Genomic DNA, 26,818 nt, shown 5'->3' on the forward strand with positions numbered 1-26,818 from the left:
CCGCGACAGGGCCGGCCTGAGGTCGATGGCGCGCCACCTGCTGGGGGCGCTGTTCCTGCTGTCGGCCGCAACCACCCGGGCCAGCGCGCCGCCGGATGCTCCCCCGGTGTACTTCGACTGGTTCGAGTACCGCGGCAATGACCAGGCGTTTGAAGTGCCCCTGCCGGCCGGCCACTACCGCAATCCTGTCCTGGCCGGCTTCCATGCCGATCCCAGCGTCGTGCGCGCGAACGGCCGGTTCTACCTGGTCAATTCCAGCTTCACCTACTTCCCGGGCATTCCGGTGTTCGAAAGTGCCGACCTGGTGCACTGGAAGCAGATCGGCAATGTGATTGACCGCCCCACGCAACTGGATTTCGACGGCCTGAGCGTCTCGCGCGGCATCTTCGCGCCGACCATCGAGTACCACGACGGTACCTTCTACGTCGTCACCACCGCCACCGACAGTGGTGGCAACTTCATCGCCACCGCGCGCGATCCGGCCGGTCCGTGGTCCGATCCGCACTGGCTGCCCGGCATCGATGGCATCGACCCGTCACTGTTCTTCGACGATGACGGCAAGGTATACCTGGTCAACAACGATGCACCGCCCGGCCCGCCGCGCTACGACGGGCACCGCGCCATCTGGATGCAGCAGATCGATCTGGCGGCATTCAGGCCGGTCGGGCCGCGCCGGGTGCTGGTTGATGGAGGCGTGGAGCCGGCGAAGAATCCCATCTGGATCGAGGGACCGCATATCTACAAGCGGGAGGGCTGGTATTACCTGTCCGACGCTGAAGGAGGTACCGGGCCGCAGCATTCGCAGGTGGTGCTGCGCAGCCGCACGGTGTGGGGCCCCTACGTTCCCTATACGGGCAATCCGATCCTGACCCAGCGCGAACTGCCGGACGACCGTCCACTTCCGATCACCAATGCCGGCCATGCCGACCTGGTCGAAGGCCCGGATGGCTCGTGGTGGGCGGTGTTCCTGGCCAGCCGCAACTACCAGAAGCGGCACTACAACACCGGGCGCGAGACCTACCTGTTGCCGGTGCGCTGGCAGGATGGCTGGCCGCAGATCCTGCCGGTTGACCAGGCCATTCCCTATGTGGCCAAGGCCCCCGCGTGGATGCAGGGCGAGGCATCCCAGGCCCCTTCGACCGGCAATTTCGTAGCGCGCGACAATTTCGATGGCCCGACACTTGATCCACAGTGGCTGCGCGTGCGGGTGCCCAGGCATGCCTGGGCCGACCTGGCCACGCGCCCCGGCATGCTGGCCGTGCACCCGCTCGCCGAGGATCTGGACACGCTGCGCAATCCGGCGTTTCTTGGCCGGCGCCAGCAGCATCTGCGCTTCGAGGCGAGCACCGCGATGACCCCGCCAGCTTCCGGAGTCGCCGCCGGTCTGGCGGCGTTCCAGAGCGAGGCGTACTGGTACTTCCTTGGCGTTCGTGACCTTGGCGGGGGGCGCCTCTCGCTCTTCCTCGAAGCGCGCGACGGTGGCCGCAGCACGCGGACGCTGGCCAGCCGTGAAGTACCGGTGCCTGCAGCACTGCGCCTGAAGATTGCCGGCAACGAGGGCGACTATGCGTTCTCGTTCGACACCGGCGATGGGCAGGGCTGGCAACTGCTCGCAGGCGAGGTGGACGGCACCGTTCTGAGTACGGACCGGGCAGGCGGCTTCGTGGGCGCACTGCTGGGTCCTTTCGCGCGCGACGAGCGCACCGGGAGAAGCAAATGAGGCTGTCGATTTCGTCCAAGGCCCGCCGCCGTACCCTGCGCGGTGGGGCCGCCCTGTTCGTACTGACCTGCGTGGCGGCCGCCGCGTCCGCGGCCGCGCCACGGCCCTGGCTGGACGTTTCGGCCAGCTTCGAGCAACGGGCCGCCGCACTCGTCGCGCAGATGACGCTGGAAGAGAAGGCCGCGCAGATGCAGAACGCCGCGCCGGCGATCGAACGGCTGGGGGTACCCGCCTACGACTGGTGGAACGAGGGACTGCACGGCGTCGCACGGGCAGGGCAGGCCACGGTGTTTCCGCAGGCAATCGGCCTGGCCGCGACCTTCGATGTACCGTTGATGGGGCAGGTGGCCACGACCATCAGCGACGAGGCCCGCGCAAAGCACCACCAGTTCCTCCGCGAAGGCGCGCATGGCCGTTACCAGGGCCTGACCTTCTGGTCGCCGAACGTCAACATCTTCCGCGACCCGCGCTGGGGGCGCGGACAGGAAACCTATGGCGAGGACCCGTACCTCACCGCGCGCATGGGCGTGGCCTTCGTACGTGGCCTGCAGGGCGACGACCCCGTCTACCGCAAGCTGGACGCCACCGCCAAGCATCTGGCCGTGCACAGCGGACCGGAGGCCGACCGCCATCACTTCGATGCACGGCCCAGCCGGCGCGACCTGTATGACACCTACCTTCCGGCGTTCGAGGCGCTGGTGAAGGAGGGCGAAGTGGATGCGGTCATGGGCGCCTACAACCGCGTGTACGGCGAGTCCGCCAGTGCCAGCCGTTTCCTGCTGCGCGATGTGCTTCGACGCGACTGGGGCTTCAAGGGCTACGTGGTCTCGGACTGCTGGGCCATCGTCGATATCTGGAAGCACCACCGTATCGTCACCACGCGCGAAGCCGCTGCGGCGCTGGCGGTGAGGAACGGCACCGAGCTGGAATGCGGCCAGGAGTACGCCACATTGCCCTCGGCCGTGCGCCAGGGGTTGATCAGCGAGGCGGAGATCGACGATGCAGTGACCCGCCTGTTCACCGCACGGATGCGCCTGGGCATGTTCGACCCAGCGGAGCGGGTGCGCTGGGCGCGCATTCCCGCCTCGGTGAACCAGGCGCCGGCCCATGATGCGCTCGCGCTCAAGGCCGCGCAGGCATCGCTGGTGCTGCTGAAGAACGACGGCATCCTGCCACTGTCACGCAACACCATGCGCATTGCCGTGGTTGGACCCACCGCCGACGACACCATGGCGCTGCTCGGCAACTACTTCGGCACACCGGCCGCGCCGGTGACGATCCTGCAGGGCATACGCGAGGCGGCCAAGGGCGTTGAAGTGCGTTATGCCCGCGGCGTCGACCTCGTGGAAGGCCGTGACGATCCCGGCGCCACACCGCTGATCGAGCCGACCTACCTGCGGCCCTCAGCGGACTCGCCCGAGCGTGGCCTGCGCGGTGAGTACTTCCGCACGCCCGACCTGTCCGGCACTCCGGCACTGGTGCGTACCGACGCGCAGATCGGCTTCCGCTGGGACCGCGGCTCGCCGACCGACAACCTGCTGGCACGCGGCGAAGCGGCACCGGGGCAGGGGATTCCCAACGACCGCTTCAGCATCCGCTGGAGTGGCCAATTGCTGCCACCCGTGTCCGGCCGTTACCGGCTGGAGGTGGCCGGCGATGATGGCTACCGCCTGTATCTGGACGGCAAGCGTGTGATCGATCATTGGGTGAATACTGATCGCCTCCATGCCGAGGGCGTCGAACTGGACCTGCAGGCCGGGCGTGCCTATGCGCTGACACTGGAGTACTACGATGACCAGCGCGATGCGGGCGTGCGCCTTGGGTGGCGCATGCCCGGCGCCAAGGCGCCCTTCGACGAAGCGCTGGATGCAGCACGCGATGCCGATGTGGTGGTGTTCGTCGGTGGCCTCACCGGCGATGTCGAAGGCGAAGAGATGACGGTCAACTACCCGGGCTTTGCCGGTGGCGACCGTACCGACCTGCGGCTGCCCGCGCCGCAGCGCACCCTGCTGGAGGCCCTGCACGGCACCGGCAAGCCGGTGGTGATGGTGCTCACCGGTGGCTCGGCCATCGCCGTGGACTGGGCGCAGGCGCATCTGCCGGCGATCCTGATGAGCTGGTATCCGGGGCAACGCGGCGGCACCGCTGTCGGCCAGGCGCTGTTCGGCGACGTCAATCCCGCCGGCCGTTTGCCGGTCACGTTCTACAAGGCCGGCGAAGCGATGCCGGCATTCGACGACTACGCCATGGAGGGCCGCACCTATCGCTACTTCCGCGGCACGCCGCTGTATCCGTTCGGTCACGGTCTGTCGTATACGCGGTTCGACTATGGAACGCTCCGCCTCGATGCAGACAGCCTCCGCGCCGATGGCCGCCTGGGCGTGGCAGTGGATGTCGCCAACACGGGCACGCGCAGCGGTGACGAAGTGGTACAGCTGTACGTGCGGCGCGAGCATGCCAGCAGCGGCGATGCCGTGCAGGAACTGCGCGGCTTCCAGCGCGTCCAGCTGGCCCCGGGCGAACGCCGCACGGTGACGTTCACCCTGGAGGCGGCGCAGGCCCTGCGCCACTATGACGAGGCGCGTGCGGCGTACGCGGTGCAGCCCGGTGCCTACGAGGTCAGGGTGGGGGCGTCCAGTGCCGATATACGTGCGCAGGGCAGGTTCACCGTGGTGCCCGCGCATGACTGATCGCCCCCGCCGGCATCGATTCCCCTTCGACCAGATCCCTTTTCCAGGATGTCCGCTGCATGGCAAGCACTGAACACGCGCTATCGGTACGCGAGAAGCTCGGCTACAGCCTGGGCGATCTCGCTGCCAACCTGATCTTCCAGACCCTGATCACGTACCTGGCGTTCTTCTACACCGACGTCTACCGCCTGCCAGCTGCCACCGCGGCCACGATCATCTTCGTGGTCGGCCTGCTGGGTGCGTTCGTGTTCACGCCGTTGATCGGCATCGCGGCTGACCGAACGTCCACCCGCTGGGGCCGCTTCCGCCCGTGGATCCTGTGGACGGCCATTCCCTTTGGCGTACTGTCGCTGCTGGCGTTCAGCACCCCCGACCTGGGCGAGCGCGGAAAGGTGATCTATGCACTGGCCACCTACGCGCTGCTGGTCTGCGTTTATGCCGCGAACAACCTGCCGTACTCCGCGTTGAGCGGCGTGCTGACCGGCAGCATGGCCCAGCGCAACAGCCTGTCGGCCTACCGCTTCGTGGCCGTGATGATCGCGCAGTTCATCATCCAGGTGCTGCTGATGCCGCTGGTGCTGATCCTGGGCAATGGCGACCGGGTGCGCGGCTTTGAACAGGTCATGACCGCCTTCGCACTGATCGGCACGGTGTTCTTCCTGATCACCTTCGCCACCACCCGCGAGCGCATCGTGCCGACGCGCGAGCAGACCGGCGGCATAGTGCAGGACCTTTCGGACCTGCTGCACAACCGCCCGTGGCAGGTGATGCTGGCGCTGACCGTGCTGGTGTTCATCAACCTGGCGTTGAAAGGCGGCACCTACATCTATTACTTCCAGTACTACATGAGCGAAGCGGCGCTGGCCGGCTTCCTGGAAAACTCAGGCTTCAACGGCCTGATCAGTGCATTGAATGGCGCCCTGGCCAGCGCCGGTTTCGCGGCGTTCACCTGGCCGAAGGACGCGGCCACCTCGGCGTTCAGCCTGTTCAACGCGTGCGGCATCCTCTGCATGATCCTGGGTATTGGCGCATCACGGCGGCTGGCGGATCGCTTCGGCAAGCGCGATGTCTTCGGTGGCGCCCTGTTTGTCTCGACCCTGTTCCTGCTGGCCTTCTACCTGTTCCCACCCACGGCGGTGGCGGTGGCGTTCGCAGCCTTCATGCTGCATGGCTTCTGCTATGGCATCACCATCCCGTTGCTGTGGGCGATGATCGCCGACGTCGCGGACTACTCGGAGTGGAAGAACCATCGAAGGGCAACGGCGATCATCTTCTCGGCGATGTTGTGCGGGCTGAAGATCGGCCTCAGCGTCGGCGGCGCGCTGGTCGCCGCGATCCTTGCCCACTACGGCTACCAGGCAGGACTGGCGCAACAGCCTGAGGGCGTGGTGCAGGGCATCCGCTTGACCGTAAGCGTCTACTGCTCCCTTCCTTTCCTGCTGGCCGTGGCGCTGCTGTTCTTCTACAGGATCGACAAGCGCACCGAAACCCGCATCGAGCAGGACCTCCACCTGCGTCGACGTTCCGCCGACGCCTCCGCGTAACGCCAAGATGACAACCATGATCGACCTCCATGCCGGCGAAGACGGCCAGGCCAGCAAAGCCCGTCTTGCGCAACTCACCGCGCACGCCATTTCGCAACCGCTGGTGACCCACATCTACACCGCCGACCCTTCGGCGCACGTGTTCGAGGGGCGCCTGTACATCTATCCCTCGCACGACATCGACGGTGGCCAGCCATTCGACGACGAAGGTGGCCATTTCGGCATGCAGGATTACCATGTGCTGAAGATGGATACGCCCGATAGCGCGGCCGTGGATTGCGGCATGGCGCTGCACGTGCGCGACGTGCCCTGGGCGCGGAAACAGATGTGGGCCCCCGATGCCGCCTGCCGCGATGGCCACTACTACCTGTACTTCCCGGCCAAGGACGCCGAGGGCCGGTTCCGCATCGGCGTGGCGATCGGTACGCGGCCGGAGGGCCCGTTCGTGCCCCGGCCGGAGCCGATCAAGGGCGCGTACTCGATCGACCCGGCCGTGTTCGAAGACGAAGATGGCAGCCACTACCTGTACTTCGGCGGCATCTGGGGCGGGCAGCTGCAGAAGTATCGTGACAACCAGTACAGCGATGCCCACGAGGAACCCGAGGGCAGCGCGCCGGCCCTGGGGCCGCGCGTGGGCCGCCTGGACGCCGGCATGACCGAGCTGGCCGAACCCACCCGCGAAGTGCAGATCCTGGATGAGCATGGCCAGCCGCTGCGTGCGGACGACCATGCGCGCCGCTTCTTCGAAGGCCCGTGGCTGCACAGGTACCAGGGTCGCTACTATCTGTCGTACTCCACTGGCAACACCCACCAGCTGTGCTACGCCGTGGGAGACAGCCCGTACGGGCCGTTCACCTATGCTGGCGTGATCCTCACGCCCGTCGTGGGCTGGACCACCCACCACTCCATCTGCCAGTTCGAAGGGCAGTGGTACCTGTTCTATCACGATGCGCTGATGTCCGGCGGCATCACCCACCTGCGCTCGGCCAAGTGCACGCCGCTGCACATGGAGCCGGACGGAAGCATCCGGACGATCAATCCGTATGGGGCCTGAGCGCATGCTGCCGGTGGATGATGCGCTGGCCCCGCTGCCGGCCGGTGAACTGCACTGGCTGAGATGCGGCGAACTGGAGGTTGCGCTCGCGGCAGGGGCGGGCGGGCGCGTGGCGCACCTGCGTTACCGGGGCGTGGAGTGGCTGGTGGATGCGCAGGCGGGCGGGGCGGCTGCGATCGCCTGGGGCTGCTACCCGATGGTGCCCTGGGCCGGGCGCATCCGCCATGGAACGTTCCGCTTTGATGGCAGGCCGCATCGGCTGCCGCTCAACTTCGACGGGCATGCCATTCATGGGTTGGGCTTCTCGCGACCGTGGCAGATCGACCGGCTGGATGCGGCGGCAGCCAGGTTGGCGCTGGCGTTGCCGCACGACGGCTACTGGCCCTTCGGTGGCATTGCCATGCTGGACCTGCAGCTACAGGCCCACACCGTGCAGATGCGCCTTTCGGTCCAGGCCGGCGAGCAGGCGATGCCGGCGGTGCTGGGCTGGCATCCCTGGTTCCGGAAGCCGGACCGGCTGCTGTTCACGCCTCGTGCGATGTACCCGCGGGACGGGGAAGGTATTGCCACGCTGCCCTGTGTGGATCCGACCACCGGTCCCTGGGATGACTGCTTCATCGCCGACAGTGACATCACGCTGATACGTGAAGGCCAGCGCCTGCGGCTGCGCTCGGACCACGACCATTGGGTGGTCTACGACGGCACGCCGCACGCCACCTGTGTCGAGCCGCAGAGCGGTCCGCCGGACGGCTTCACGCTGGCGCCGCACCGGCTGGAGCCCGGCCAGCGCCTCGCGTTGACGTTCGACCTGGCGTGGGCGGCGGACAGCACCTGAAACCCCGGCCAGGGCAGGCGATCATCCGGGTGCCGGGCGGTCGGTACTCCGCCTGGACCGGCCGTGGACCCGGTGCCTGACACGGGCCGCGCCCAGGACCACCTGACATTTCCTACAGGTTCCAGTCGATCCGCATGCCCGCGATCAGCGCATCCGGCAGGTCGTGCTGGCGTGCGGGCTCATTGAACTGGTCGGGGTGCACGATGTAGTGCAGGTTCGGTGCAACACGAAGCTGCGGGGTGAGCTGGATGCCATAGCTCAGCTCCATCATCACCTGGCTCCCGTGCGGGGTGCCGCTGCCACCGGCTGCGGCGCGGGCGAGGCGCAGGTCTTCCAGCGCCATGCTGCTGTACTTCTGCTGGGTCACGACGAAAGCGATGCTGTCCTGCGGCCGCCGGGCGAACGTGCCTTTCTGCACCAGCCCGGCCTGCAGGAAATGATCCTCGATCAACTGGCCGGAGGTGCCCTTGAGCGCCGCACCGAAAAAGGTCAGGCCGCGGCCGGCGCCATCACTGGTGAGTTGCTGCTCGAAGCGGGCGAACGCGCCTGAGCGACCGTGACGTGTCGCGTACTCCTGGCCACTGAGCAGCGCGGGAATGCCGTTGGCATCGCGCAGCGGGTCGCGGTAGGTCGAGTTGTCCTGCCAGCCACCCAGTTCGTAGCGAGCCTTCAAGCGCGCCGACGCTGGGCTGCGCCAGCCGATGGTGTAGGGCACGATCCACCCGGTGGCCTGGTTCGTGCTCCATTTCAGACCGTGCTGGCCATCTTCGGCCTGGCTCGGGTCGACCTGGTACGCGCCGACGCGTACGTAGACATCCGGCGTCACCCATGCCGTGGCATCAGCCATCCAGCTCGATACCGGCCACCAGGTGAAGTTGCTGGTACGGAATACGTAGGTCGGGTTGCCGCAGGCCGAGTTGCCCTGGAAGTACTGGCACAACTCCGAACCGAGATGATGGATGTTGGCGACGCTTCGCCCTGCTTCCAGCACCAGTCGGTCGTTGAGCAGTTTCTGCTCGAGCGTCAGGTTAGCCAGGCGCGTTCCCTGGCCACCGTAGATCTCCTGCACCGAGGTGCTGTTGCCCGTGCTTCTGTTGGCGAGATTGGTGCCGTGGCGGTTGATGCCGTAGGCCTTGATCGTTGCGCCCCGCCAGCCGAACGCGGCGTCCAGGTCCACGTCGGCGCCGAACATCAGCTGGCCGGCATAGGCCGTGCCGCTGCGCTTGCCGCCGTCAAGCGTGGCGGCCGCCTCGCCGGTGTAGGCGAGCCTGGGAGTGAAGACGTCGCTCGCGTCTGCGGTGGTGGCCAGGGATGGCAGGGCAAGCGCGATCGCCATCGGCAACATGTGTCGGGAAGAGCGGGTCATGGGCGAGGGTCCTTGTGCAGGGCGTAGGTCGCTGCGCCCCTGCGTGCGCAGGGGAGGTGGAAGGGGCTTGGTGATGGGGTGGATCAGGCCGGCGTGGTGACCGGCTTCTTGAGGATGCGCAACGCGACTGCAGTGACGGCCACGCCCGCCAGCAGTGCCAGCAGGTAGATGCCGAGGTGAGTGACTGCGTTCGGGATCGGCAGCACGAACACGCCGCCGTGCGGCACCTTCAGCTCGACGCCAGCGGCCATCGAGATCGCACCTGCCACGGCAGAACCAAGAATCAGCGCCGGAATGGTGCGCAGCGGATCACGCGCGGCGTAGGGGATCGCGCCTTCGGTCACGAAACTGAGGCCAAGCACGCCGGCGGCACCGGCCGTGCCGCGCTCCTCGGCGGTGAAGCGGTTGCTGAACAGCCATGTCGCCAGTGCGATACCCAGCGGCGGCGTCATGCCGCCGATCATCGTCGCCGCCATCGGCGTGTAGACCTGGCTGGAAATCAATGCGGTAGAGAAGGCGTAGGACGCCTTATTGACGGGTCCGCCCATGTCCACCGCCATCATGCCGCCCAGCAGCAGGCCAAGCAGGATCGCGCTGCCGCCCTGCATGCCGCGCAGCCAGTCGGTCAGCCACGCCAGCAGCCCGGCGACCGGCGTACCGATCACGTACATCATCAACAGGCCGACCAGCAGCGTGCCCAGCACCGGCAGGATCAGCACCGGCTTGAGGCCTTCCAGGCTGCGCGGCAGGCGCAGCGCACGGTTGATCCAGTGCACGCCGTAGCCAGCGATGAAACCAGCCAGGATGCCGCCGATGAAGCCAGCATCCATGTTCACTGCTACCAGCCCGCCGATCATGCCGGGCGCAATGCCGGGGCGGTCGGCGATGGAGTAAGCGATGTAACCGGCCAGTGCGGGCACCATCAACATGAAGCCGGACTTGGCGCCGATCTGGAACAGCGACCAGGCCAGCGTGCCCTTGTGGGCATCGTCGAAGGCATAGATGCCGCCGAGCGCGAACGCCAGTGCGATCAGCAGGCCGCCGGCAGTGACGAACGGCAGCATGAACGACACGCCGGTCATCAGGTGCTTGTAGGGCCCGGTGGCCTTGGTCTTTTCGGTCGGGCGGCCCGTAGTCGCGATACCTGCCTGCACCCCGGCCTCGGCCAGCGCCTTGCGGATCAGGTTCTGCCCATCGTTGATCGCCGGCTTGGTGCCACTCTTGAACAGACGCTTGCCAGCGAAGCGCGACACATCGACTTCACGGTCTGCGGCGATCAGGACGACGTCAGCGGCCGCGATTTCCTCGTCGCTCAACGCGTCCTGCGCGCCGACAGAGCCCTGGGTTTCGACCCGGATTGCATGGCCCAGCGCCTTGGCGGCCTGTTGCAGCCCCTCCGCCGCCATGAAGGTGTGAGCGATGCCGGTGGGGCAGGAGGTAACGGCAACGATGCGCTTGTCCGCATTCGTGCCGGCGTCGTTTGAATGTGCGGCCGCGAGCGGTGCGAGCGCCGCAACCGGGTCGTCCAGTACTTCGCCCAGGCTGGCATGCGCGATCTCAGCATTGGCGAAGCGCGCGATGTCCGCCTCACCATCACCCACCAGCAGCAGGTGCGTCGCGGCGGCGGCGTTCGATGCAGGCAGTGCGCCGGTCACGCCCTGGTCGCTGCGGATCTCGATCATCAGCTCGAGCCCGCGCTGGCGGGCGGCGCGGCGCAGCGCTTCGGCGGCAAGAACCGCCTCGATGCTGCGCTCGCCAGCTGCGATGACTACGGTGGAAGCGTGCATGGGAACTCCTGGAATTCTTCGGGTTCGTCCTTGCCGAGGGCGCTGCGGTTGGCGTGAAGCCAGCCGCCGTGCCTCCGGCAGGAGGGGTCAATCCAACCGCTCGATCAGTACATCGCCGGCCCATGCGCGTACCTGCGCCGGGTCCAGCCGTCGTGCGTCACCGCTTTGCAGCCGGCTCATCGAGAACGCGGTCGCCAGCCGTGCGCAACCGGCCAGATCGAGGGAGGACTCCAGCATCGCGGCAGCGATGCCGGCGACCATGGCGTCGCCCGCACCGACCGTGCTGCCCCGGGCCAGTCGCGGCGGTCGTGCGACCAGCGCGCCGCTGCGATCAATGAACAGCGCGCCGTCGGTGCCCATCGAGATCGCTACGAGCGCAACACCGCGTTCGACCAACGCCTGGCCAGCGACACGCAGGGCGCCGCGGTCCGGCAGCTGGGTGCCGGTCCAGGCCTCCAGTTCGTGGCGATTGGGCTTGACCGCGTAGGGCAGCGCACCCGCGGCGTCACTCAAGGCAGCCACAAGCGCATCGCCGCTGGTGTCCAGCAGCACGCGCGCACCGGCCGTTCCGGCCTGCGCCTGCAACCGCGACCATGCATCGGCCGGCAGTCCGTGCGGCAGGCTGCCGGACAGCACGACCGGCAGGCCGGGCGCGAGCAGGGCGCCGAGCTGGCGCGACACCGCGTCCAGATCGGCAGCGTCCACCGCCAGGCCTGGCAGGTTGATGTCCGTCGTTTCGCCGTTGGCCTCTTCGACCAGCTTGATGTTGGTGCGGGTATGGCCCGGAACGCGCAGGCAGCCGTCAATGATGCCCCGCTCACGGAACAGCGTGCGGAACACGCCGTCGTTGCCGTCGCCCAGCACGCCCAGCGCGGTGATCGGCACGCCCCAGTCGGCCAGGCAGGCCGCCACGTTGATGCCCTTGCCGCCTGCGTCGTCGCGGGAGCTGCCGGCGCGATGCACGCGGCCTGGCTGCAGGCGGGCCAGGCGCACGGTCTGGTCGATGGCCGGGTTCAGGGTCACGGTGACGGCGCGGGCAGTCATGCGCGCGCTCCATCGAGGCCGCGCACCTGCTCGGCGGTTTCGCACCCCAGTGCGGTGCTGGCCAGCGCTTGCAGTTCGGTCATCGCGGTGCCACGCAGGCGCGCCTTCACCGCCGGGATGTCGTTCGGGGTCATCGACAGTTCGTCCACGCCCAGGCCAGCCAGCAACATGGCGCCGAAGGGATCGCCGGCCAAGCCGCCACAGACGCCGACCCAGCGCCCATGCAGCCGTGCGCCTTCAACCGTGGCGCGGACCGCGCGCAGCACCGCCGGATGCAGGCTGTCGGCCTCGGCGGCGAGTTCCGGGTTCTGGCGGTCGATCGCCAGCACGTACTGGGTCAGATCATTGGTGCCGATCGAGAAGAAGTCGGCATGGCGCGCCAGTACGTCGCTCTGAGCGGCGGCAGCCGGCACTTCGATCATGATGCCGATCGGCACCACCGGCGCCTCCAGCTCGGCACGCAGGCGCTCACAGATGGCGCGCAGTGCGACCAGCTCGGTCACTGACGTGATCATCGGGAACATGATGGACAGGCGTGCACCGTCCTTGGCGGCGCGATACAGCGCACGCAGTTGCGGCTCCAGCAGGTCAGGGCGGCGCAGCAGCAGGCGCGCGCCGCGCACGCCGAGGAACGGGTTCTCCTCGCGTGGCAGTTCCAGGTGCGCCACCTGCTTGTCGCCGCCGATGTCGAGCGCGCGCACGATCAGCGGGCGGCCGTTGAGTGCCTTGGCCATCGCCAGATAGGTGGTGTACTGCTCCTCCTCGCTGGGCGTACTGCCACGTTCGAGGAACAGGAACTCGGTGCGCATCAGGCCGACGCCTTCCGCACCCTGTTCCAGTGCCAGTGGCACCTGGTCGGGCAGGTTGACGTTGGCGCCGATGTCGATGCGGTGGCCGTCGAGGGTCTGGGCGGGTTGCGCGCGTTGCGCGGCTTCGCGCTCGCGGATCTGCTGCTGTTCGGCGATCCATTCGCGTGCCGAGGCGAGATCGGCTTCGGAGGGGGACAGGTAGAGCCGTCCGCTGCTGCCGTCCAGGATCGCTTCGCGGCCTGGCTGGATCGCCAACAGCCCGGCGCCGCCGGCCACCAGCGCCGGCAGGCCCAGCGTGCGCGAGAGGATGGCGGTGTGCGAGGTCGGCCCGCCCTGCGCGGTGGCCAGGCCGAGCACGCGACCGGTGTCGAGATTGGCGGTATCCGAAGGCGACAGATCTGTGGCGATCAGGATGCACGGTTGCGACGGCAGATCCGCAAGGCCACCACCTTCAGCAGAAGGGTCAAGCTGCGCCAGCACGCGTCGGCCGACATCACGCAGGTCCGCCGCGCGCCCGGCCAGCACCGGATTGCCCAGCGCCGCCAGCCCAGAGGCGATCTGCTCGATGGCCTGGTGCCATGACCACGCCACACCATGGCCTTCGACCATCAGCTGGCAGGTGCGGGTGATCAGGTCGGTGTCGTCAAGCAGCGCAGCCTGCGCCTTGAAGATCGCAGCATCCGAAGCGCCAAGGCGGCGCTGCGTGTCGTCCTGCAGCGCGGCCAGCTGCTGGCGGGTGCGACCGAGTGCATCCTGCAGGCGTGCGCCGCCCTCGCCGAGCGGGGCAGGGCGATCGGCAACATCGGCCTGCGCGCTTGCCAGTACATGCACCGGTCCGATGGCCAGTCCGGGGCTGGCGCCGATGCCGACGATCGCCGCCTGCGCTTCGGGCGGAGTCCAGCCCGCGACCGGCGCTGCCTTTCGCTGTGCTGCACGCTCCGCATCAGTCTTTTCCTGCGCCACCAGCCCATCCATGACCTTGCGCAGTGCGGCCAGCAGGGCGTGGGCATCGGCGCCCTCGGCAGAAACACTCACGGCATCGCCCTCGCGAAGCCCGAGCTGCAGCAGCGCCACCAGACTCTTGGCATCGGCCGCCTGATCCCCCGCGCGCACCTGCGCACGGGCTGTGAAACCCCGCGCCGTCTCGGCCCAGCGCGTGGCCGGGCGCGCGTGCAGTCCACTGGGGTAAGCGATGGTCCAGTCGAAACGCTCGGCCAGGTCCGCCACCGGCACGTGGGCTGCCGTGACCGCGACATCACTGGCCAGCGCATTGACGATGTCGCTCGCATCGGGGGTGGTGAACAACCGCTGCAGCGCGGCCTCGTCCTGGATCAGGCGGGTCAGCCTGCGCAGCAGGGTGATGTGGGTATCGGACTGGGCAGCGATGCCAACCACCAGGCGGGTGGCCTGGCCGGGGTTCCATTCCACGCCTTCCGGCAACTGCAGCACCGCGATGCCGTCGCGGCGCACCAGGTGGCGGTCCTCGCCGAGCCCATGCGGGATCGCCACACCATGGCCGAGGAAGGTGTTCGCCAGCGCTTCGCGGCGTCCCATGCTGGCCTCGTAGCCCGGCGCCACGCAGCCGGCGGCGACCAGCATCTGGGCTACCTGGGCGATGGCATCGGTCTTGTCCTGTGCCCGCGCGTCCAGGCGGATCAGTTCCCGGCTGACGGGGGAGGGGGAGGTCAGGGGCGACAAAGCGGGCTCCGGGAAGGGGTGGCTGGGACGTATTGGGAACGTTCCCACTCCGCATTTCAATGTGCAGTGCACAAAAAACCAATAGTCCTTTGGCGTTAGGATTGTCCCGGACAGCCATTCGGCCATGAACAGCGCACGTTTCCGGGAACGTTTCCAATGAGCATCAGCATCAACGACGTCGCACGCGTGGCGGGGGTCTCCAAATCCACCGTGTCACGGGTGCTCGGAGGCGGTCCGGTCAGCGAGGACGTGCGCCGCAGGGTCGAGCTGGCGATCCGCCAGACCGGCTATCGACCCAACCTGCAGGCAAGACGGCTGCGCTCCCGACACACCGGCATCATCGGCTTGATCGTGGCAGATATCCGAAACCCGTTCTTCACTGCGCTGATCCGCGCGGTGGAGGAGGTGGCCTATCGCGAAGGATTGCGCGTGACCCTCTGCAACACCGATGAGGACCCGGAGCGGGAGGCGCTGTATCTGCAATTGATGCACGAAGAGCGCATCAGCGGCCTGATCTTCGCGCCGACCCGGACCACGGTGGGTCGACTTGAGCGGCTCGCGCTGGACTATCCGACGGTGCTGGTCGATCGTGCCGCACCCGGTGGCTCGATCGACAGCGTCGTCCTCGACAACGCAGCGGCGATGGCGGGGCTGGTCGAACACCTGGTCGAGCGCGGCTATCGCCGTATCGGCGGATTGTTCGGCAGCACCAGCACCACTGCGGCCGAGCGACGCGACGGCTATCTTGCTGCGATGCGCACGCATGGGTTGGAGCCGGACTACCGGGAGGTTGAACCCACGGCCGAAGCCGCCATCGCGACAGTCGAGCAGTGGCTGGCCGCGCCATCGCGCCCCGAGGCCCTGGTCACCAGCAACAGCCTGCTGTTGATGGGGGCATTGAAAGCCGCCCGCGGCGCAGGGCTGGCGATTCCAGACGCGTTGGCACTGGCCGGCTTCGACAACGAACGCTGGACCGAGCTGGTCGAGCCGGGCATCACCGTGCTTGAGCAACCGGTTGAGGAGATGGGGCGGGCCGCGATGTCGATGCTGCTTGAACGCCTGCGCACGCCGGAGCTGCCGGTGCGCCGACTTGTGATGACGGGCCGGTGCGTGGTCAGAGGGTCGACGGCTGCGCGATAGTTCGACGCCCGATTGCGGCGACCCTGAGAGCGCCGTCCGGGTGTTGGCGGGCCAGCCGTTGTCTGTTACAAGCCATCTGTACACGCAGACACGATGGATGCTCGCCTTGTCAGAGCCTTATTCAGCGCTGCTCCGCCTGCAGTTGTGCCACGAAGATCTCTCCAGATGGCTGGCGGCGCCCGTGCCCGCAGCATCCCGATGGTCCGACTGGCGATGCATCGCCGGCCAGTGGCACCTGGGCAACGGCGAATACCTGGCCTCTTCAAGCGACGAGGCGTTGGATCACCTGCTCGCGGACTGCCAGGCGCTGCTGGCTCGCTACCCCGACAATCGCGCCGCATTGAGAGCCTTCCTGGCATCTGCACAGGCTGAAAATATCCGGGTTGCCGCCTATGACCACAGCAGCACGCATTTTGTTGCAGGATCGCTGACATATTCGGAAAGCCTCTACGATCTCATCGCGTTTCTCGCTGTGGCACGAGGCGCCGCCGACTTCCTGAAGGCGGGCGACCGGGGCGTGGTACTGATCCACGACTACCTATGGGCCGAGGAAGGTGAGCGGGAGACCGTTGCCGCGATTGCGCTGGTCGGCCAGGGGGACTCCAGCTTCCTGCCTTCCACGGACCTGGATACCGCGACCGCGCCCTTCGAGACATTGGTGGAGGCCATGCTGGAAGCCCAGGACGACCCGGAGTTTCATCCGCGCAACCAGCTCGATCGACTTTGACCAACGCCGCGTGGAACCCACAGAGACGACCGCCAAGGGCCCCGACATGAAAGGACATCACGCCCCCCACGTGCGCCGTCGCATGCGTCGGCTCTTCGCATTTGGCCTCTGCGCCCTGGCTGGACACGCCTTCGCCGGAACAACGCAACCGGCACGCACCTGGCTTGTCAGTGGAGCCGAACTCATCACCCTGCTGCAGGGCAAAGGCGATGACGGGTTCTGCGACGGCGAACAGTGCCGGAGCCTGTCCAGCGCTCGCGCCAGCGGCAATATCCTGGGCGTCGCCGATGCCAGCCGCGGACAGTGGTGCGGGCAGGGCCAGATCCTTCCGCATGAACTGGTCGACCATGTGTCTTCCCATCTCCGGCAACTGCCCCGCGAGCGATTGCAGCAGGATGCGTCGCCACTGGTTGTTGAAGAGCTGCGGACGGCGTTTCCCTGTGGTCGCGGCACACCACGTGGCAACAGTGCCGAGCCCGGCAATGACCAATGAAGCACGCCGCGCCCGCTTGGCGACGGTGCGAACGTCCTACACCCGCACGACACGTTGCATTCACGGCCACCGACATCCGTACTGGCCACACTGCAGGTTCATTCCAGAGCAGGAGGTGCCCGATGGCTACCTGTGATGTGTGCGGCAACGACTACGACAAGAGCTTCACCCTTCACCAGGGCGGGCGTAGCGGCACGTTCGATTCGTTCGAATGCGCGATCCATGCGTTCGCCCCGCGCTGCGCCCACTGCGATTGCGCCATCATCGGACACGGTGTCGAGGGAAACGGCCAGATCTTCTGCTGCGCACATTGCGCCGGTCATGCTGGTGTAAAGGGTGTCGCAGACCGGGCTTGAGCGGGATGCGGCTCCATCCCGCTGGTCATGCCGGCACAAGAGAAGCAATTCGTGCCACCCGGGCTGCTCCCGAGTCGGCGAGCAGCGCCATTGCCCGCTGTTTCTGCGACGGCCTCCCCGCCACGGCCTCCCGTGCCAACACGACGTCGAACTCCCTGGCGTTGGCGTCCAACGCGGTTGCCAGCACGCACGAATCGGCTGTCATCCCGCTGAGCCAAAGTCGGCGCACGCTCAGCTTGGCCAGCAGGACCGGCAGCGGGGTGGCGAGGAACGCCGAGTGCTTGGGCTTGAGCACAAAGTAGTGATCGGGCAGGGGAGAGAGCAGCTCGGCTATCCGTCCGGCTGCCCCCCCGTCCCGCTTGCACTGTGCGACCTGTTGGCGGAAGTCACGCTTCCAGTCGGAGAAATTGTCATTGGCATAGATGACCGGCCACCTACGGTCATCGAAGTGGTCTCTCAAACGCCGGATCTGTCTGGCCGCCCGCTCCGCAGCGGGCGCAAGATCCTGCGCCCCGGGGAAGTCGAAACGGCTGAACATGTCGATGATCAGCAAGGCCGTCGATGGATCATGTCCCATGGCTCAATCACCTGTCTGTGCGTGCGGGGCCTCGACCGGCTTGGACTGCGGTGAATCCTTCTGGCGCAGGAAGATCGTCAGTACAACCAGGGACAGCACGGCGAGAAATTCGCTCTGCCAGTTCTGCATCGATTCAAACCAGAATGTGCTGCTGGTCAGGTGCTGCAGGAAGCCGGGTGCGGGCAGGCCCTGCAACAGCTTCTCGGCTTGCTCGGCTCGCCAGCTTCCCAACGCGTGCAGCGTGAAGCTCAGCAGGAACAACAGCCCGAAGGCGATTGCAAGCGAATGACCGTACAGCATCTTCCAGATGCCGCCACGCTTCACCGGCCAAGGTGTAGGTCCTGGCTCGACGCGGCTCTGCTCCCGTGCAGGGTCCAACGGCCGCGATTCAGCCGAGCCACGCTGGCGAAGGCTGACGGTCAGGAGAACATACATGCCCATCTGCAGGAATTCGCTCTCCCAGTTCTCGAATGTGGCGCTTACAAAGTGGCCGGTCGCGAGGTAGTGCCATAGATCGATCGGCGCGCGCCCGTGCTGCGTCAACTCCTCGTTGTGGACATGGTGCCCCGCAACTGCCTGCCCAACGATGAACACGACGGTGAGTGCAAGCAGCACCAGCGAGAGACCGTTGCGTTTCCACATGCAACACCTCGATCAGCTGTTCCAAAGACCGTGCTGAAGCATGCGCGGGCAAGAGGGCAGGGCTCGTGATTACTGCGCATCGAGGATGTGAGGCGGGCTCAACGCTTGCCTGTCGGGTCAGGATCCGGCCGCTCGTAGTCTTCAGGTACCGCCTTGGGGCCGTCCCCATCGTCGGGCATGTCGTGGTCCTTCCACCTGGCCTGGTCGTTGCGACGTTTGTCCGGCGTATGGGCCTTCGACTGATCGTCCACGTCTGTGGTTGGATTGAAAGGCAGCTTGTCGTTCATGGGCAGCTCCTGCGGCGAGAACCTGAAGCCTGCACCGGTCCGGGTTAACGCCACGACGCCGCGGAATGAACGCTGCGCACACCCGGATGTCACCGCAGCAGGAGGAATGCCCTGCGATGCTGGTGTTCCGATCTTTCTGGAGAACCGCGATGCAGGCGTTGACCTATCACGGCCGCAAGGATGTGCGCGTCGAGACCGTGCCGGACCCGGTACTGGCGGCCGAGGATGATCTGATCCTGAGGGTGACCGCCACCGCCATCTGTGGTTCGGACCTGCACCTGTACCGGGGCAAGATTCCTGACCTGCACGATGGCGATGTGCTGGGCCACGAATTCATGGGCGTGGTGGAAGAGGTCGGCAGCGGCGTGACCCAGGTGAAACCCGGTGATCGCGTGGTGATCCCGTTTGTGATTGCCTGTGGCGAGTGCTTCCACTGTCGGCTGGCCGAGTATGCCGCCTGCGAGACCACAAATCCGGGCAAGGGCGCCGCACTGAATCGGAAGGGCATACTGCCTCCGGCCGCCTTGTTCGGCTACAGCCATCTGTATGGCGGCGTGGCCGGGGGGCAGGCCGAATTCGTGCGTGTACCGAAGGCGAATGTGGGTCCCTTGCGCATTCCGGAAGGCATTGCTGATGAGCAGGTGCTGTTCCTGTCTGACATTCTCCCCACCGGCTACCAGGCTGCGTTGAACGCAGGGGTCAAGGCAGGCTCGACGGTGGCCATCTTCGGTGCCGGGCCGGTGGGGCTGATGAGCGCAGCCTGCTGCCGGCTGCTGGGGGCCGAGACCATCTTCATGGTGGACCATCTTCGCTACCGCCTTGACTATGCGCGTCGCGCCTACGGGGTGACCCCCATCGACTTCAGGGAGATCGAGGACCCGGCCGATTACATCCTGACCCAGACCAGCGGGCGCGGCGCAGACGCCTGCATCGAGGCCGTAGGCTTCGAGGCCGAAGGCAGTGCGCTGGAGTCAGCGCTGACCGCCGTGAAACTGGAAGGCAGCAGCGGGGTGGCGATCCGGCAGTGCATCGCAGCGGCCCGCCGCGGCGGCGTGGTCAGCATCCCCGGTGTCTATGCCGGCTTCATCCACGGTTTCCTGCTGGGCGACGCGTTCGACAAGGGCTTGACGTTCAAGATGGGGCAGACCCATGTCCAGGGGCTGATGCCCGAGCTGCTGGACGCCATCATGGAAGGAAAGCTGGACCCGGGTGACATCATCTCGCACCGGATGCGCCTGGCCGATGCAGCGCAGGGCTATGCGATGTTTGATGCCAAGGATGACGACTGCCGCAAGATCGTTCTGACACCGTGAGCGTGGCGCCATGAGTGCGATTGTCGTGGGCTGTGTGTACGCACTGTGGTTGGTGGCCGGTTCGCTGGACTTCCATTTTCACCGCCGGACCGACCTTCCACACACCTCCGCGATGCGCGAAAGCCTGTTGCATGGGGTGCAGCTGCTTCTGATCGGCAGCGGCGTGCTGGCGTGGCTCCTGCTCGAAAACACGCTGTCGCTGGTCACGCTCCTGGCGCTTCTGGTCATTGCTCACGCAATCGCCGGCTACCTGGACACCGTCAGCGCAGACGGCCGCAGACGCATCAGTCCGGCGGAGCAGCATGTGCACAGTGTGCTGGATGCCGCGCCGTGGGTCCTGCTGGGCTGGGTCGGCTGGCAGGTCCACCCCCGGTGGTCGCTCGAAGTGAAACCTGCAACACCGGACGTCTGGTGGTTCACCCTGTTGCCGGCACTGGGCCTGGTGGTGCTGCCATGGCTGTGGGAACTGCGGCAGTGCGTGCGTGCACGAGAGCAACGCACGCAGGCGGGTCCGTGAGGATCACGGTTCCGGGCATTCATGTGCCCGCCACGCGGTCAAGACAGGCATGTGACTGCCTGCCGCCTACGTTCATGGCGTATCTCCAATGCAGGTCTGCCACCCATGCAGGATGTGACGTCATCCTCTTCGCTGTTCAATCGCGCACGCCAGGTGCTGGTACAGCAACCGGCATTGCCTTTGCCCGGGGGCGGCCAGACGCTGCAGCGTTGGCAGGCGCTGGCAGCCTGGGGGGCAGAGGATCTCTGCCTGGCCAAGGTACTGGAGGCCCACTATGACGCCCAAGCGATTGCTGCCGAGTTGAAGGCGCCCATCCATGCTGAAGACACGTTGCTGGCGGTGTGGGCTGCAGAGGGTCCGGCCAACACCGTTCGCATCGATGCCGGCGGTGGACTGCACGGTGACAAACCCTGGTGTTCCGGCAGCGCATGGGTGGATTCGGCACTGGTAACGGTTCGCAACGCGCAGGGCGTGTGGCTATGCCAGGTGGCGGCGGAACACTGGCACACACTTGCAGGCGAGCCATGGCCCGCCGTGGGCATGGCCGCAATCCCGTCCACCACGGTGCGCTTTGACGGCGCACCGATGGTGATCCTGGGGACGCGCGATGACTACCTTCAGCGCCCGGGCTTCTGGCATGGCGGGGCAGGCATCGCGGCGGTCTGGTTTGGCGCAGCGGCCGCATTGGCCGAGCGCATGCGACCGGCCTGCACCGAGGGGAATCGCGCGCGGCTGCTGGGTGAAGTGGACCTCGCCCTGGGCCCGGCTGCCGCGCTGCTTCGCGAACTGGCGGCGTGCATCGACGCCGCGCCCGAACTGGCCCATCGCGAAGATGTGGTGCGCCTGCGCTGTGTCGTCGAGCGCGCGGCAACGCGTGTGCTGGACCTGGCGGGTCGCGCGCTGGGCCCGGGCCCGATGTGCCTGGAGGCCTCCCATGCCCGGCGCTGCGCGGACCTGACCGTGTTCCTTCGCCAGAGCCACGCCGATCGCGATTGGGAATGGCTGGGCGAGCAGCGTGCAACACAGGAGGCAACATGGGCGCTGTAGCCAGGACACCCCTGCAAGGGGAAGGAACCCAGGAGCAGGCCTGGTTGCACTGCGATTGGCTCTGGCAGCAACCGACCATATCGGCAACCGCACTCTGCAGCAGGCATGACCGCATGGTGGTGGTCGCGCCGCATCCGGATGACGAAATACTCGGCTGTGGCGGGCTGCTGCATCACGCTGTGGGGCAGGGTATCGACGTCAGTGTCGTTGCCGTGACCGACGGTGAAGCATGCTATCCCGGCGAGCCGTGGTGGACGCCCGAACGCCTGCGATCAACGCGCCGAGCGGAGCTTGCCGCGGCATTGGGCGAACTCGGTATTCCGGTCGGCTCCATCTTCCACCTGGGTATCGCCGACGGCGCGGTCAGCGCGCACGAGCAGGGGCTGGAGGGCTGGCTGCAGCAGTATCTGCAACCGCGCGATCTGGTCCTGGCGCCATGGCGGTTTGATGGCCACCCCGATCACGAAGCCGCAGGGCGCGCTGCCTGCCGCGCCGCGCGGGCGGCCGGTTGCCACCGGCTGGAGTACCCGGTGTGGGGCTGGCACTGGCTTGACCCTGCCTGCGCACATATGGCGTGGGAGGCTCCGAAGCTGATCGACATTTCAGCGGTGGCGTCCGCAAAACGAAACGCGATCGCGCATTTCCGGACGCAGACGGGCGACGTGGCGGGCCTGAACAGCCCGCCGGTGCTGCCCGCACATGTACTCGCCCGATTCTTCCGAGACTACGAGGTATTCCTGGCATGAGCGCGCAACCGTACTTTGATGACCTGCATGAGCAGGAGGACCCGTTCGGCTACCGCAGCCGGTGGTATGAAGAGCGCAAGCGCGCGCTGCTGCTGGCAAGCCTCAGCCAGCGCCAGTTCGCTCGCGGCTGGGAACTGGGGTGTTCCAACGGCGTACTGACCGAGGCGCTGGCGGCACGTTGCGAACGCCTGCTGGCAACCGACATCAGTCCCCGTGCGGCGTTCCAGGCGCGCCGCAACCTGGCCCATCTGCCGCACGTGCAGGTCCATTGCGCCAGCCATCCCGAGCAATGGCCGCCAGGACGCTTCGACCTGATCGTCTGCGGCGAAATGGGCTACTACCTGGGGGCAGGCGCACTGCGCGAGCTGCGCGGTGGCATCGATGAAGCACTTCGCGATGACGGCCTGCTGGTCGCCTGCCATTGGTTGCCCTCGTTCCCGGGACGCGCGAGCCGGACCGAGGTGGTGCATCGATGCCTGGGGGAAGGCCTGCAGGAAGCCTTCCACTACCGCGATGCGGACTTCGTGCTTCAGGGATGGACACGGGGCCCCTTGTCATTGGCCCGGAACGAGGGCTTGCGGTGATAGGCGTTCTGATACCCGCCCACAATGAGGCGGACAGTATCGCGCGGTGCCTGCAATCCATCCGGGTGGCGGCCCTGCACCCAGGCCTCGGCGGCGAAGCAGTGGAGGTAATGGTCGCGCTGGACGCTTGTACGGATGCAACGGGCACCATCTGCCACCGATACCGGGTCGGGAGCGTACAGCTGGATGCACGCTGCGTCGGTGTCGCCCGGGCCGCAGCCGCTGCTGAACTGCTGGGGCGGGGCGCCAGGTGGCTGGCAAGCACGGACGCTGACAGTGAGGTGCCTCCCGAGTGGCTGGCCGCACAGGTTCAGAGCAGTTGTGACGCTTTCTGCGGACTGGTGGACATAGCGACGACCTGCCAGAGTGAACGGCGCCTGCGCAGGGCATTCCAGGCAAGGCAGCAGTGGGGCGACCATCATGGGCGCATCCACGGTGCCAACCTCGGCGTCTCTGCCTGTTCCTATCGGGCCGTTGGCGGCTTTGCTCCCCTGCACTGTAGTGAAGACGTGGCGCTTGTTAGAGCGCTGCAACGCCGCGGTGCGGCGGTGCGATGGGCCGGCGCTCCCGTGGTGATGACCAGTGCGCGTCTGCAGGGGCGCGCTACAGGTGGATTCTCCGCTTATCTGGCGGCGCTGGGTGGCGAGCGCTCTGGCGCGGAAGCACCCGCCCTGATCACCTGAGGGTCAGCCACTCCGTCACGCAAGCGCCCCGTGTTATCGGGGCGTGCGGTTGAGGAGAGCGTTGGGACAGGGCAGGCTGCGAAGGCCCTCATCCCTGCCTACCTCCGCGAAGCGATGATGGACGAGCAGGAAATTTCCTGCGTCAGAAGGAACGAATGTGCCCCTCCGTGCAGTCGCCTACGCAAGTGAGGCGACATCGGGGCTTTCCATGGACCATGTGGATGACCTCGCCAGGGCCGCCGCCCGCTTCAACTTCGAAGCCGGCGTTACGGGTGTGCTTCTTTATGACGGGCTCCGTTTCCTCCAGTACATCGAGGGACCGGAAGACAGCATCAACGTGGTGTACAGCCGCATCCTCAGTGCCCGGAGCCATTGCGAGCTGATCGAGCTGGGCCGGGGCAGGGTTTCCGGCCGGTTCTTTCCCTACTGGTCAATGCGGCTGCTGTGGGTCGATGCCTCCGAGATCCGCAGCGTGGCGCGCAGCAACTGGGATGGGCTCTCCCGTGGTGGCGCGCTACGCCAGCTGAGCTTGGTCGTGGCCCCGCACCTGGGGTGACGGGTGTATGGAGTCAATGCGCGGGCGGCTGCGCGCAGGTATCGCCCAGCACGCGCCGGACCGTGTCCTGCAATTGACTCACATGGAACGGTTTGGCCACGAAGGCTGCGCGCCGGTGGCGCTGCGGCACCAGCTGGTCGTAGACCGCAGAGACAAACAGGTAGGGGATGCCGAGTTCTGCCAGGCGATCAGCGACGGGAAAGACCACACCGTCGCGAAGTTCGACATCGAGCACGGCGCCGTCGAACCGCTGGGTGTCCAGCAGCCCGAGAGCGTCGAACACGCTGTAGGCATGCGTCACCTGATCGCCGACGTCCTCAAGTGCGTGCTCCATGAGTGCGGCCAGGTCGAGTTGGTCTTCCACCAGCAGCAGGTTGCATCTGCGCTGGCCGGTTGCGGATTGCATGCGTGCATGCCTGCGTTGTCCTGGGAACACCAGTTTCTGCTGTGCTGCATCAAGATCCTGCGTGTGCATTGTCAGTCCGGCGCGAAGCTCTGCGCGCGTGGCCAACCTCGTGGAGGAGGCGTGGAAGGCGTTATGGATTTCGTTGACGGCTTCTTGGCATGCGCTGTGGATACTGCCGCCGACCCCTTATCGGAGCTTCTGTCATGCCTCAATCCGGAACCGAAGCGGCCTCTCCTGGCGTGCTGCGTATCGAGTGCATGCCGCTCGATTGTGGCGGCGCCGCCATTGTCGTGGAACTGGACCGTACGCCTGATCGGACATGGATGAAGTCGCTGAAGCGAGCGCTGCTGGCCGACGACGCCCTGGACGGTGCACAGGCCAAGTTTGATGGGCGCTTTGTCTATGTCGTGGGCGTGGACGGCGGCGCGCATCGTGCTGAACATCGGGTCATGCAGGCCGTGATGGCGGCAGAGGGCACGGGCACCTCGAACGCCAGGCGCCAGCGCCCTGCAGTCAACGCAGGCGTATCCAGCGCCTTGGCGAACTGAGAGCGCCCGGGTCCAGCAAGGGGACGCGGATGTTGTTATCGCCGCATCAGCGCTGCGTGCAGCGCCGAGCTTCGGCGGATCACAGCGGCCGACAAGGCGGTGATTGCCAGCGCTCCACCATGGTCTCCGGAGGCATGTTGCCCCGCACCGGAGATCGAGATGGCAGACCAGAACACCGCCCGAAGCGAGCGCCTGCTGAAGTGGTTGCAGGACGCCTACGCCATGGAACAGGAAGCGGAGACCATGATGAAGGCCATGGCTTCGCGGATCGAGAACTATCCCCAGCTTGCCGCACGCGTCAGCCAGCACGTCCAGGAGACGCAGGGGCAGGCAGCTTCCCTGCGCGAGTGCATTGAGGCGCTTGGGGGAAGCGTGCCGACCGCAAAGGGGCTGTTCGCGAGCATGACTGCCGCCCTCCACGCGGCGGGCACCAGTCTGATGGAGGACGAGGTGGTCAAGAGCGTAGGCCTCTCGTTCGGCTTCGAGAATACCGAGATCGCCACCTACCGGGCGCTGGTGATCGCTGCCGAGCGTGCCGCAGCACCGGACATCGCTGCGGTCTGCGGCCAGATCCTGCAGGAAGAGATCGCCATGGCGCGCTGGCTGGAGGACCACCAGGACGGCCTGGTCGGTGCATTCCTCAATCGCGACGAAACGCCGGGCGCCCAAGCCAAGCGCTGACCCCAACACCCGCCCACGCCCGCCATTGGAGAAACCCCATGTTCTTTCATCACAAGAAGCTGATGTACACCGTACGCGTGCGCGAATCCAACCCGCAGCTCGCCAGTCTCATGCTTGAACAGTTCGGCGGCCCACAGGGCGAGTTGGCCGCCGCGATGCGCTACTTCACCCAGGGACTTGGCGAATGCGACCCCGGGCGCAAGGACCTGTTGATGGACATCGCCACCGAGGAGATCAGCCATCTGGAGATCATCGGCACCATCATCGCCATGCTCAACCGCGGGCCCAGGGCGATCCAGTCCGAAGGGCTTGCCGAGGCCGAGGACATGCGGCTGCTGGGCCAGAACAGCACCAGCCACACCGAACAGATCCTGTACGGTGGCGGCCCCGCGCTGGTCAATTCCAGTGGGGTGCCGTGGACAGCCGCCTACATCGACTCGATCGGCGACCCCACCGCCGACCTGCGCTCGAACATCGCGGCCGAAGCGCGCGCCAAGCTGGTGTATGAGCGCTTGATCAACGTTACCGACGACCCGGGCATCAAGGATGCGCTGCGCTTCCTGATGACGCGCGAGATCGCGCACATGAAGTCATTCGAGAAGGCGCTGCACAGCATCCAGCCCAACTTCCCGCCGGGCAAGCTGCCGGGGGATCCCGCGTTCACCGATCTGTACATGGACATGTCGCAGGGCGACGGCGCCGACGACCTGCAGGGCAGCTGGAACAGCGGCGAGCTCTGGGAGCGGGTCAGCGACCGCGAGGCACAGGCCGCTGTGGATGGTGGCGACGGCGGCGGCACGGTGGACCTGGACCCGCGCGAACAAGCGGCGGTGCAGGCCATGACCCTGCGCACGCTCTCCGACCCGGAAGCGCGGCCGACCACCGGGGCCGAGCTGGGGGCCGGCCCGGGCGCGGGCGCACTGGACCTGCCACCACGCGAGCCGTGAAAGAACCCGGGACGCCCGTGC

At 66.8% G+C, this 26,818-nt stretch carries 27 protein-coding genes; 19 read left to right on the forward strand and 8 right to left on the reverse strand.

Features of this window, described 5'->3' with window-relative positions; all coding sequences use genetic code 11:
• Positions 1–25: 25 nt before the first annotated feature.
• From N5D45_RS01035 to N5D45_RS01055, 5 genes are read left to right on the forward strand one after another with little or no spacing between them, the layout of a single operon-like run.
• Positions 26–1,720 (forward strand): glycoside hydrolase family 43 protein, encoded by a 1,695-nt coding sequence (locus tag N5D45_RS01035; RefSeq protein WP_197657352.1) that lies wholly within the window; start codon positions 26–28, stop codon positions 1,718–1,720.
• On the forward strand, positions 1,717–4,410 hold the full coding sequence (locus N5D45_RS01040; RefSeq protein ID WP_228354515.1) for a glycoside hydrolase family 3 protein: 2,694 nt from the start codon (positions 1,717–1,719) through the stop codon (positions 4,408–4,410). The genes N5D45_RS01035 and N5D45_RS01040 overlap by 4 nt, the downstream gene beginning before the upstream one ends.
• A gap of 59 nt (positions 4,411–4,469) precedes the next feature.
• Positions 4,470–5,954, forward strand: a complete 1,485-nt coding sequence (locus tag N5D45_RS01045; RefSeq protein WP_057504068.1) for an MFS transporter — start codon at positions 4,470–4,472, stop codon at positions 5,952–5,954.
• A 16-nt stretch (positions 5,955–5,970) separates the two neighbouring features.
• Positions 5,971–7,008: a glycoside hydrolase family 43 protein gene (locus N5D45_RS01050; RefSeq protein WP_228354514.1), complete on the forward strand. Its 1,038-nt coding sequence runs from the start codon at positions 5,971–5,973 to the stop codon at positions 7,006–7,008.
• A complete protein-coding gene (locus N5D45_RS01055) occupies positions 6,998–7,843 on the forward strand; it encodes an aldose epimerase (protein ID WP_228354513.1) in 846 nt (281 codons plus the stop codon). Before N5D45_RS01050 ends, N5D45_RS01055 begins: the two co-directional genes overlap by 11 nt.
• Before the next feature lie 112 nt (positions 7,844–7,955).
• On the opposite strand, the gene N5D45_RS01060 is transcribed toward N5D45_RS01055, so the two are convergent.
• From N5D45_RS01060 to ptsP, 4 genes are all read right to left on the reverse strand, one after another.
• Positions 7,956–9,209, reverse strand: a complete 1,254-nt coding sequence (locus N5D45_RS01060; RefSeq protein ID WP_279938370.1) for a carbohydrate porin — start codon at positions 9,207–9,209, stop codon at positions 7,956–7,958.
• Positions 9,210–9,292: 83 nt separating this feature from the next.
• The gene (locus tag N5D45_RS01065; protein ID WP_228354511.1) at positions 9,293–10,996 is read right to left on the reverse strand and encodes a fructose-specific PTS transporter subunit EIIC; all 1,704 of its coding nucleotides are present in this window, start codon (positions 10,994–10,996) and stop codon (positions 9,293–9,295) included.
• Between the two features lie 87 nt (positions 10,997–11,083).
• Positions 11,084–12,040: a 1-phosphofructokinase family hexose kinase gene (locus tag N5D45_RS01070; protein WP_057504073.1), complete on the reverse strand. Its 957-nt coding sequence runs from the start codon at positions 12,038–12,040 to the stop codon at positions 11,084–11,086.
• Positions 12,037–14,547, reverse strand: coding sequence for a phosphoenolpyruvate--protein phosphotransferase (gene ptsP / locus N5D45_RS01075; RefSeq protein WP_279938371.1), 2,511 nt, complete (start codon positions 14,545–14,547; stop codon positions 12,037–12,039). The genes N5D45_RS01070 and ptsP overlap by 4 nt, the downstream gene beginning before the upstream one ends.
• Before the next feature lie 156 nt (positions 14,548–14,703).
• Between ptsP and N5D45_RS01080 the strand changes: the two genes are divergently transcribed.
• The 4 genes from N5D45_RS01080 (at position 14,704) to N5D45_RS01095 (ending at position 17,263) form a co-directional block, all read left to right on the forward strand.
• Positions 14,704–15,687 carry a LacI family DNA-binding transcriptional regulator gene (locus N5D45_RS01080; protein ID WP_228354509.1) on the forward strand — a complete coding sequence of 328 codons (984 nt, stop codon included), beginning with the start codon at positions 14,704–14,706 and terminating at the stop codon, positions 15,685–15,687.
• A gap of 97 nt (positions 15,688–15,784) precedes the next feature.
• On the forward strand, positions 15,785–16,414 hold the full coding sequence (locus N5D45_RS01085; protein ID WP_228354508.1) for a hypothetical protein: 630 nt from the start codon (positions 15,785–15,787) through the stop codon (positions 16,412–16,414).
• A gap of 82 nt (positions 16,415–16,496) precedes the next feature.
• On the forward strand, positions 16,497–16,907 hold the full coding sequence (locus N5D45_RS01090) for a Rap1a/Tai family immunity protein (protein ID WP_057504076.1): 411 nt from the start codon (positions 16,497–16,499) through the stop codon (positions 16,905–16,907).
• Between the two features lie 122 nt (positions 16,908–17,029).
• Positions 17,030–17,263, forward strand: coding sequence for a hypothetical protein (locus N5D45_RS01095; protein WP_197657346.1), 234 nt, complete (start codon positions 17,030–17,032; stop codon positions 17,261–17,263).
• A gap of 25 nt (positions 17,264–17,288) precedes the next feature.
• Here the strand turns inward: N5D45_RS01095 and N5D45_RS01100 are convergent, their stop codons facing one another.
• From N5D45_RS01100 to N5D45_RS01110, 3 genes are all read right to left on the reverse strand, one after another.
• Positions 17,289–17,840 carry a cysteine hydrolase gene (locus tag N5D45_RS01100; RefSeq protein ID WP_049409751.1) on the reverse strand — a complete coding sequence of 184 codons (552 nt, stop codon included), beginning with the start codon at positions 17,838–17,840 and terminating at the stop codon, positions 17,289–17,291.
• Between the two features lie 3 nt (positions 17,841–17,843).
• Complete coding sequence (locus N5D45_RS01105) at positions 17,844–18,482, reverse strand: DUF6766 family protein (RefSeq protein WP_228354507.1); 639 nt, start codon at positions 18,480–18,482, stop codon at positions 17,844–17,846.
• Positions 18,483–18,580: 98 nt separating this feature from the next.
• On the reverse strand, positions 18,581–18,769 hold the full coding sequence (locus N5D45_RS01110; protein ID WP_019337695.1) for a hypothetical protein: 189 nt from the start codon (positions 18,767–18,769) through the stop codon (positions 18,581–18,583).
• A gap of 149 nt (positions 18,770–18,918) precedes the next feature.
• Here N5D45_RS01110 and N5D45_RS01115 point away from each other — a divergent pair, with 149 nt between their 5' ends.
• The 7 genes from N5D45_RS01115 to N5D45_RS01145 all read left to right on the forward strand — a co-directional run bounded on the left by N5D45_RS01115 (position 18,919) and on the right by N5D45_RS01145 (position 24,215).
• A complete protein-coding gene (locus N5D45_RS01115) occupies positions 18,919–20,082 on the forward strand; it encodes a zinc-dependent alcohol dehydrogenase (protein ID WP_134958295.1) in 1,164 nt (387 codons plus the stop codon).
• A gap of 10 nt (positions 20,083–20,092) precedes the next feature.
• On the forward strand, positions 20,093–20,599 hold the full coding sequence (locus tag N5D45_RS01120; protein ID WP_228354506.1) for a hypothetical protein: 507 nt from the start codon (positions 20,093–20,095) through the stop codon (positions 20,597–20,599).
• Positions 20,600–20,704: 105 nt separating this feature from the next.
• Positions 20,705–21,646 (forward strand): acyl-CoA dehydrogenase family protein, encoded by a 942-nt coding sequence (locus tag N5D45_RS01125; protein ID WP_228354505.1) that lies wholly within the window; start codon positions 20,705–20,707, stop codon positions 21,644–21,646.
• Entirely contained in the window at positions 21,634–22,392 is a 759-nt protein-coding gene (locus N5D45_RS01130; RefSeq protein ID WP_057504082.1) for a PIG-L family deacetylase, read from the forward strand. Before N5D45_RS01125 ends, N5D45_RS01130 begins: the two co-directional genes overlap by 13 nt.
• Positions 22,389–22,976, forward strand: coding sequence for an SAM-dependent methyltransferase (locus tag N5D45_RS01135; protein WP_019337690.1), 588 nt, complete (start codon positions 22,389–22,391; stop codon positions 22,974–22,976). Before N5D45_RS01130 ends, N5D45_RS01135 begins: the two co-directional genes overlap by 4 nt.
• Positions 22,973–23,659 (forward strand): glycosyltransferase, encoded by a 687-nt coding sequence (locus N5D45_RS01140; RefSeq protein ID WP_228354504.1) that lies wholly within the window; start codon positions 22,973–22,975, stop codon positions 23,657–23,659. Before N5D45_RS01135 ends, N5D45_RS01140 begins: the two co-directional genes overlap by 4 nt.
• 157 nt (positions 23,660–23,816) lie before the next feature.
• Entirely contained in the window at positions 23,817–24,215 is a 399-nt protein-coding gene (locus N5D45_RS01145; RefSeq protein WP_032965872.1) for a BLUF domain-containing protein, read from the forward strand.
• A gap of 13 nt (positions 24,216–24,228) precedes the next feature.
• Here the strand turns inward: N5D45_RS01145 and N5D45_RS01150 are convergent, their stop codons facing one another.
• Complete coding sequence (locus tag N5D45_RS01150) at positions 24,229–24,621, reverse strand: response regulator (RefSeq protein ID WP_019337688.1); 393 nt, start codon at positions 24,619–24,621, stop codon at positions 24,229–24,231.
• 239 nt (positions 24,622–24,860) lie between these two features.
• Between N5D45_RS01150 and N5D45_RS01155 the strand changes: the two genes are divergently transcribed.
• From N5D45_RS01155 to N5D45_RS01165, 3 genes are all read left to right on the forward strand, one after another.
• Entirely contained in the window at positions 24,861–25,169 is a 309-nt protein-coding gene (locus tag N5D45_RS01155; RefSeq protein WP_228354503.1) for a hypothetical protein, read from the forward strand.
• Positions 25,170–25,328: 159 nt separating this feature from the next.
• Positions 25,329–25,850, forward strand: a complete 522-nt coding sequence (locus N5D45_RS01160) for a ferritin-like domain-containing protein (RefSeq protein WP_057504087.1) — start codon at positions 25,329–25,331, stop codon at positions 25,848–25,850.
• Positions 25,851–25,888: 38 nt separating this feature from the next.
• Positions 25,889–26,797, forward strand: a complete 909-nt coding sequence (locus tag N5D45_RS01165) for a manganese catalase family protein (RefSeq protein WP_057504088.1) — start codon at positions 25,889–25,891, stop codon at positions 26,795–26,797.
• Positions 26,798–26,818: the final 21 nt, after the last annotated feature.

Source organism: Stenotrophomonas sp. GD03819 (assembly GCF_029841665.1).
Lineage (GTDB): Bacteria > Pseudomonadota > Gammaproteobacteria > Xanthomonadales > Xanthomonadaceae > Stenotrophomonas > Stenotrophomonas geniculata.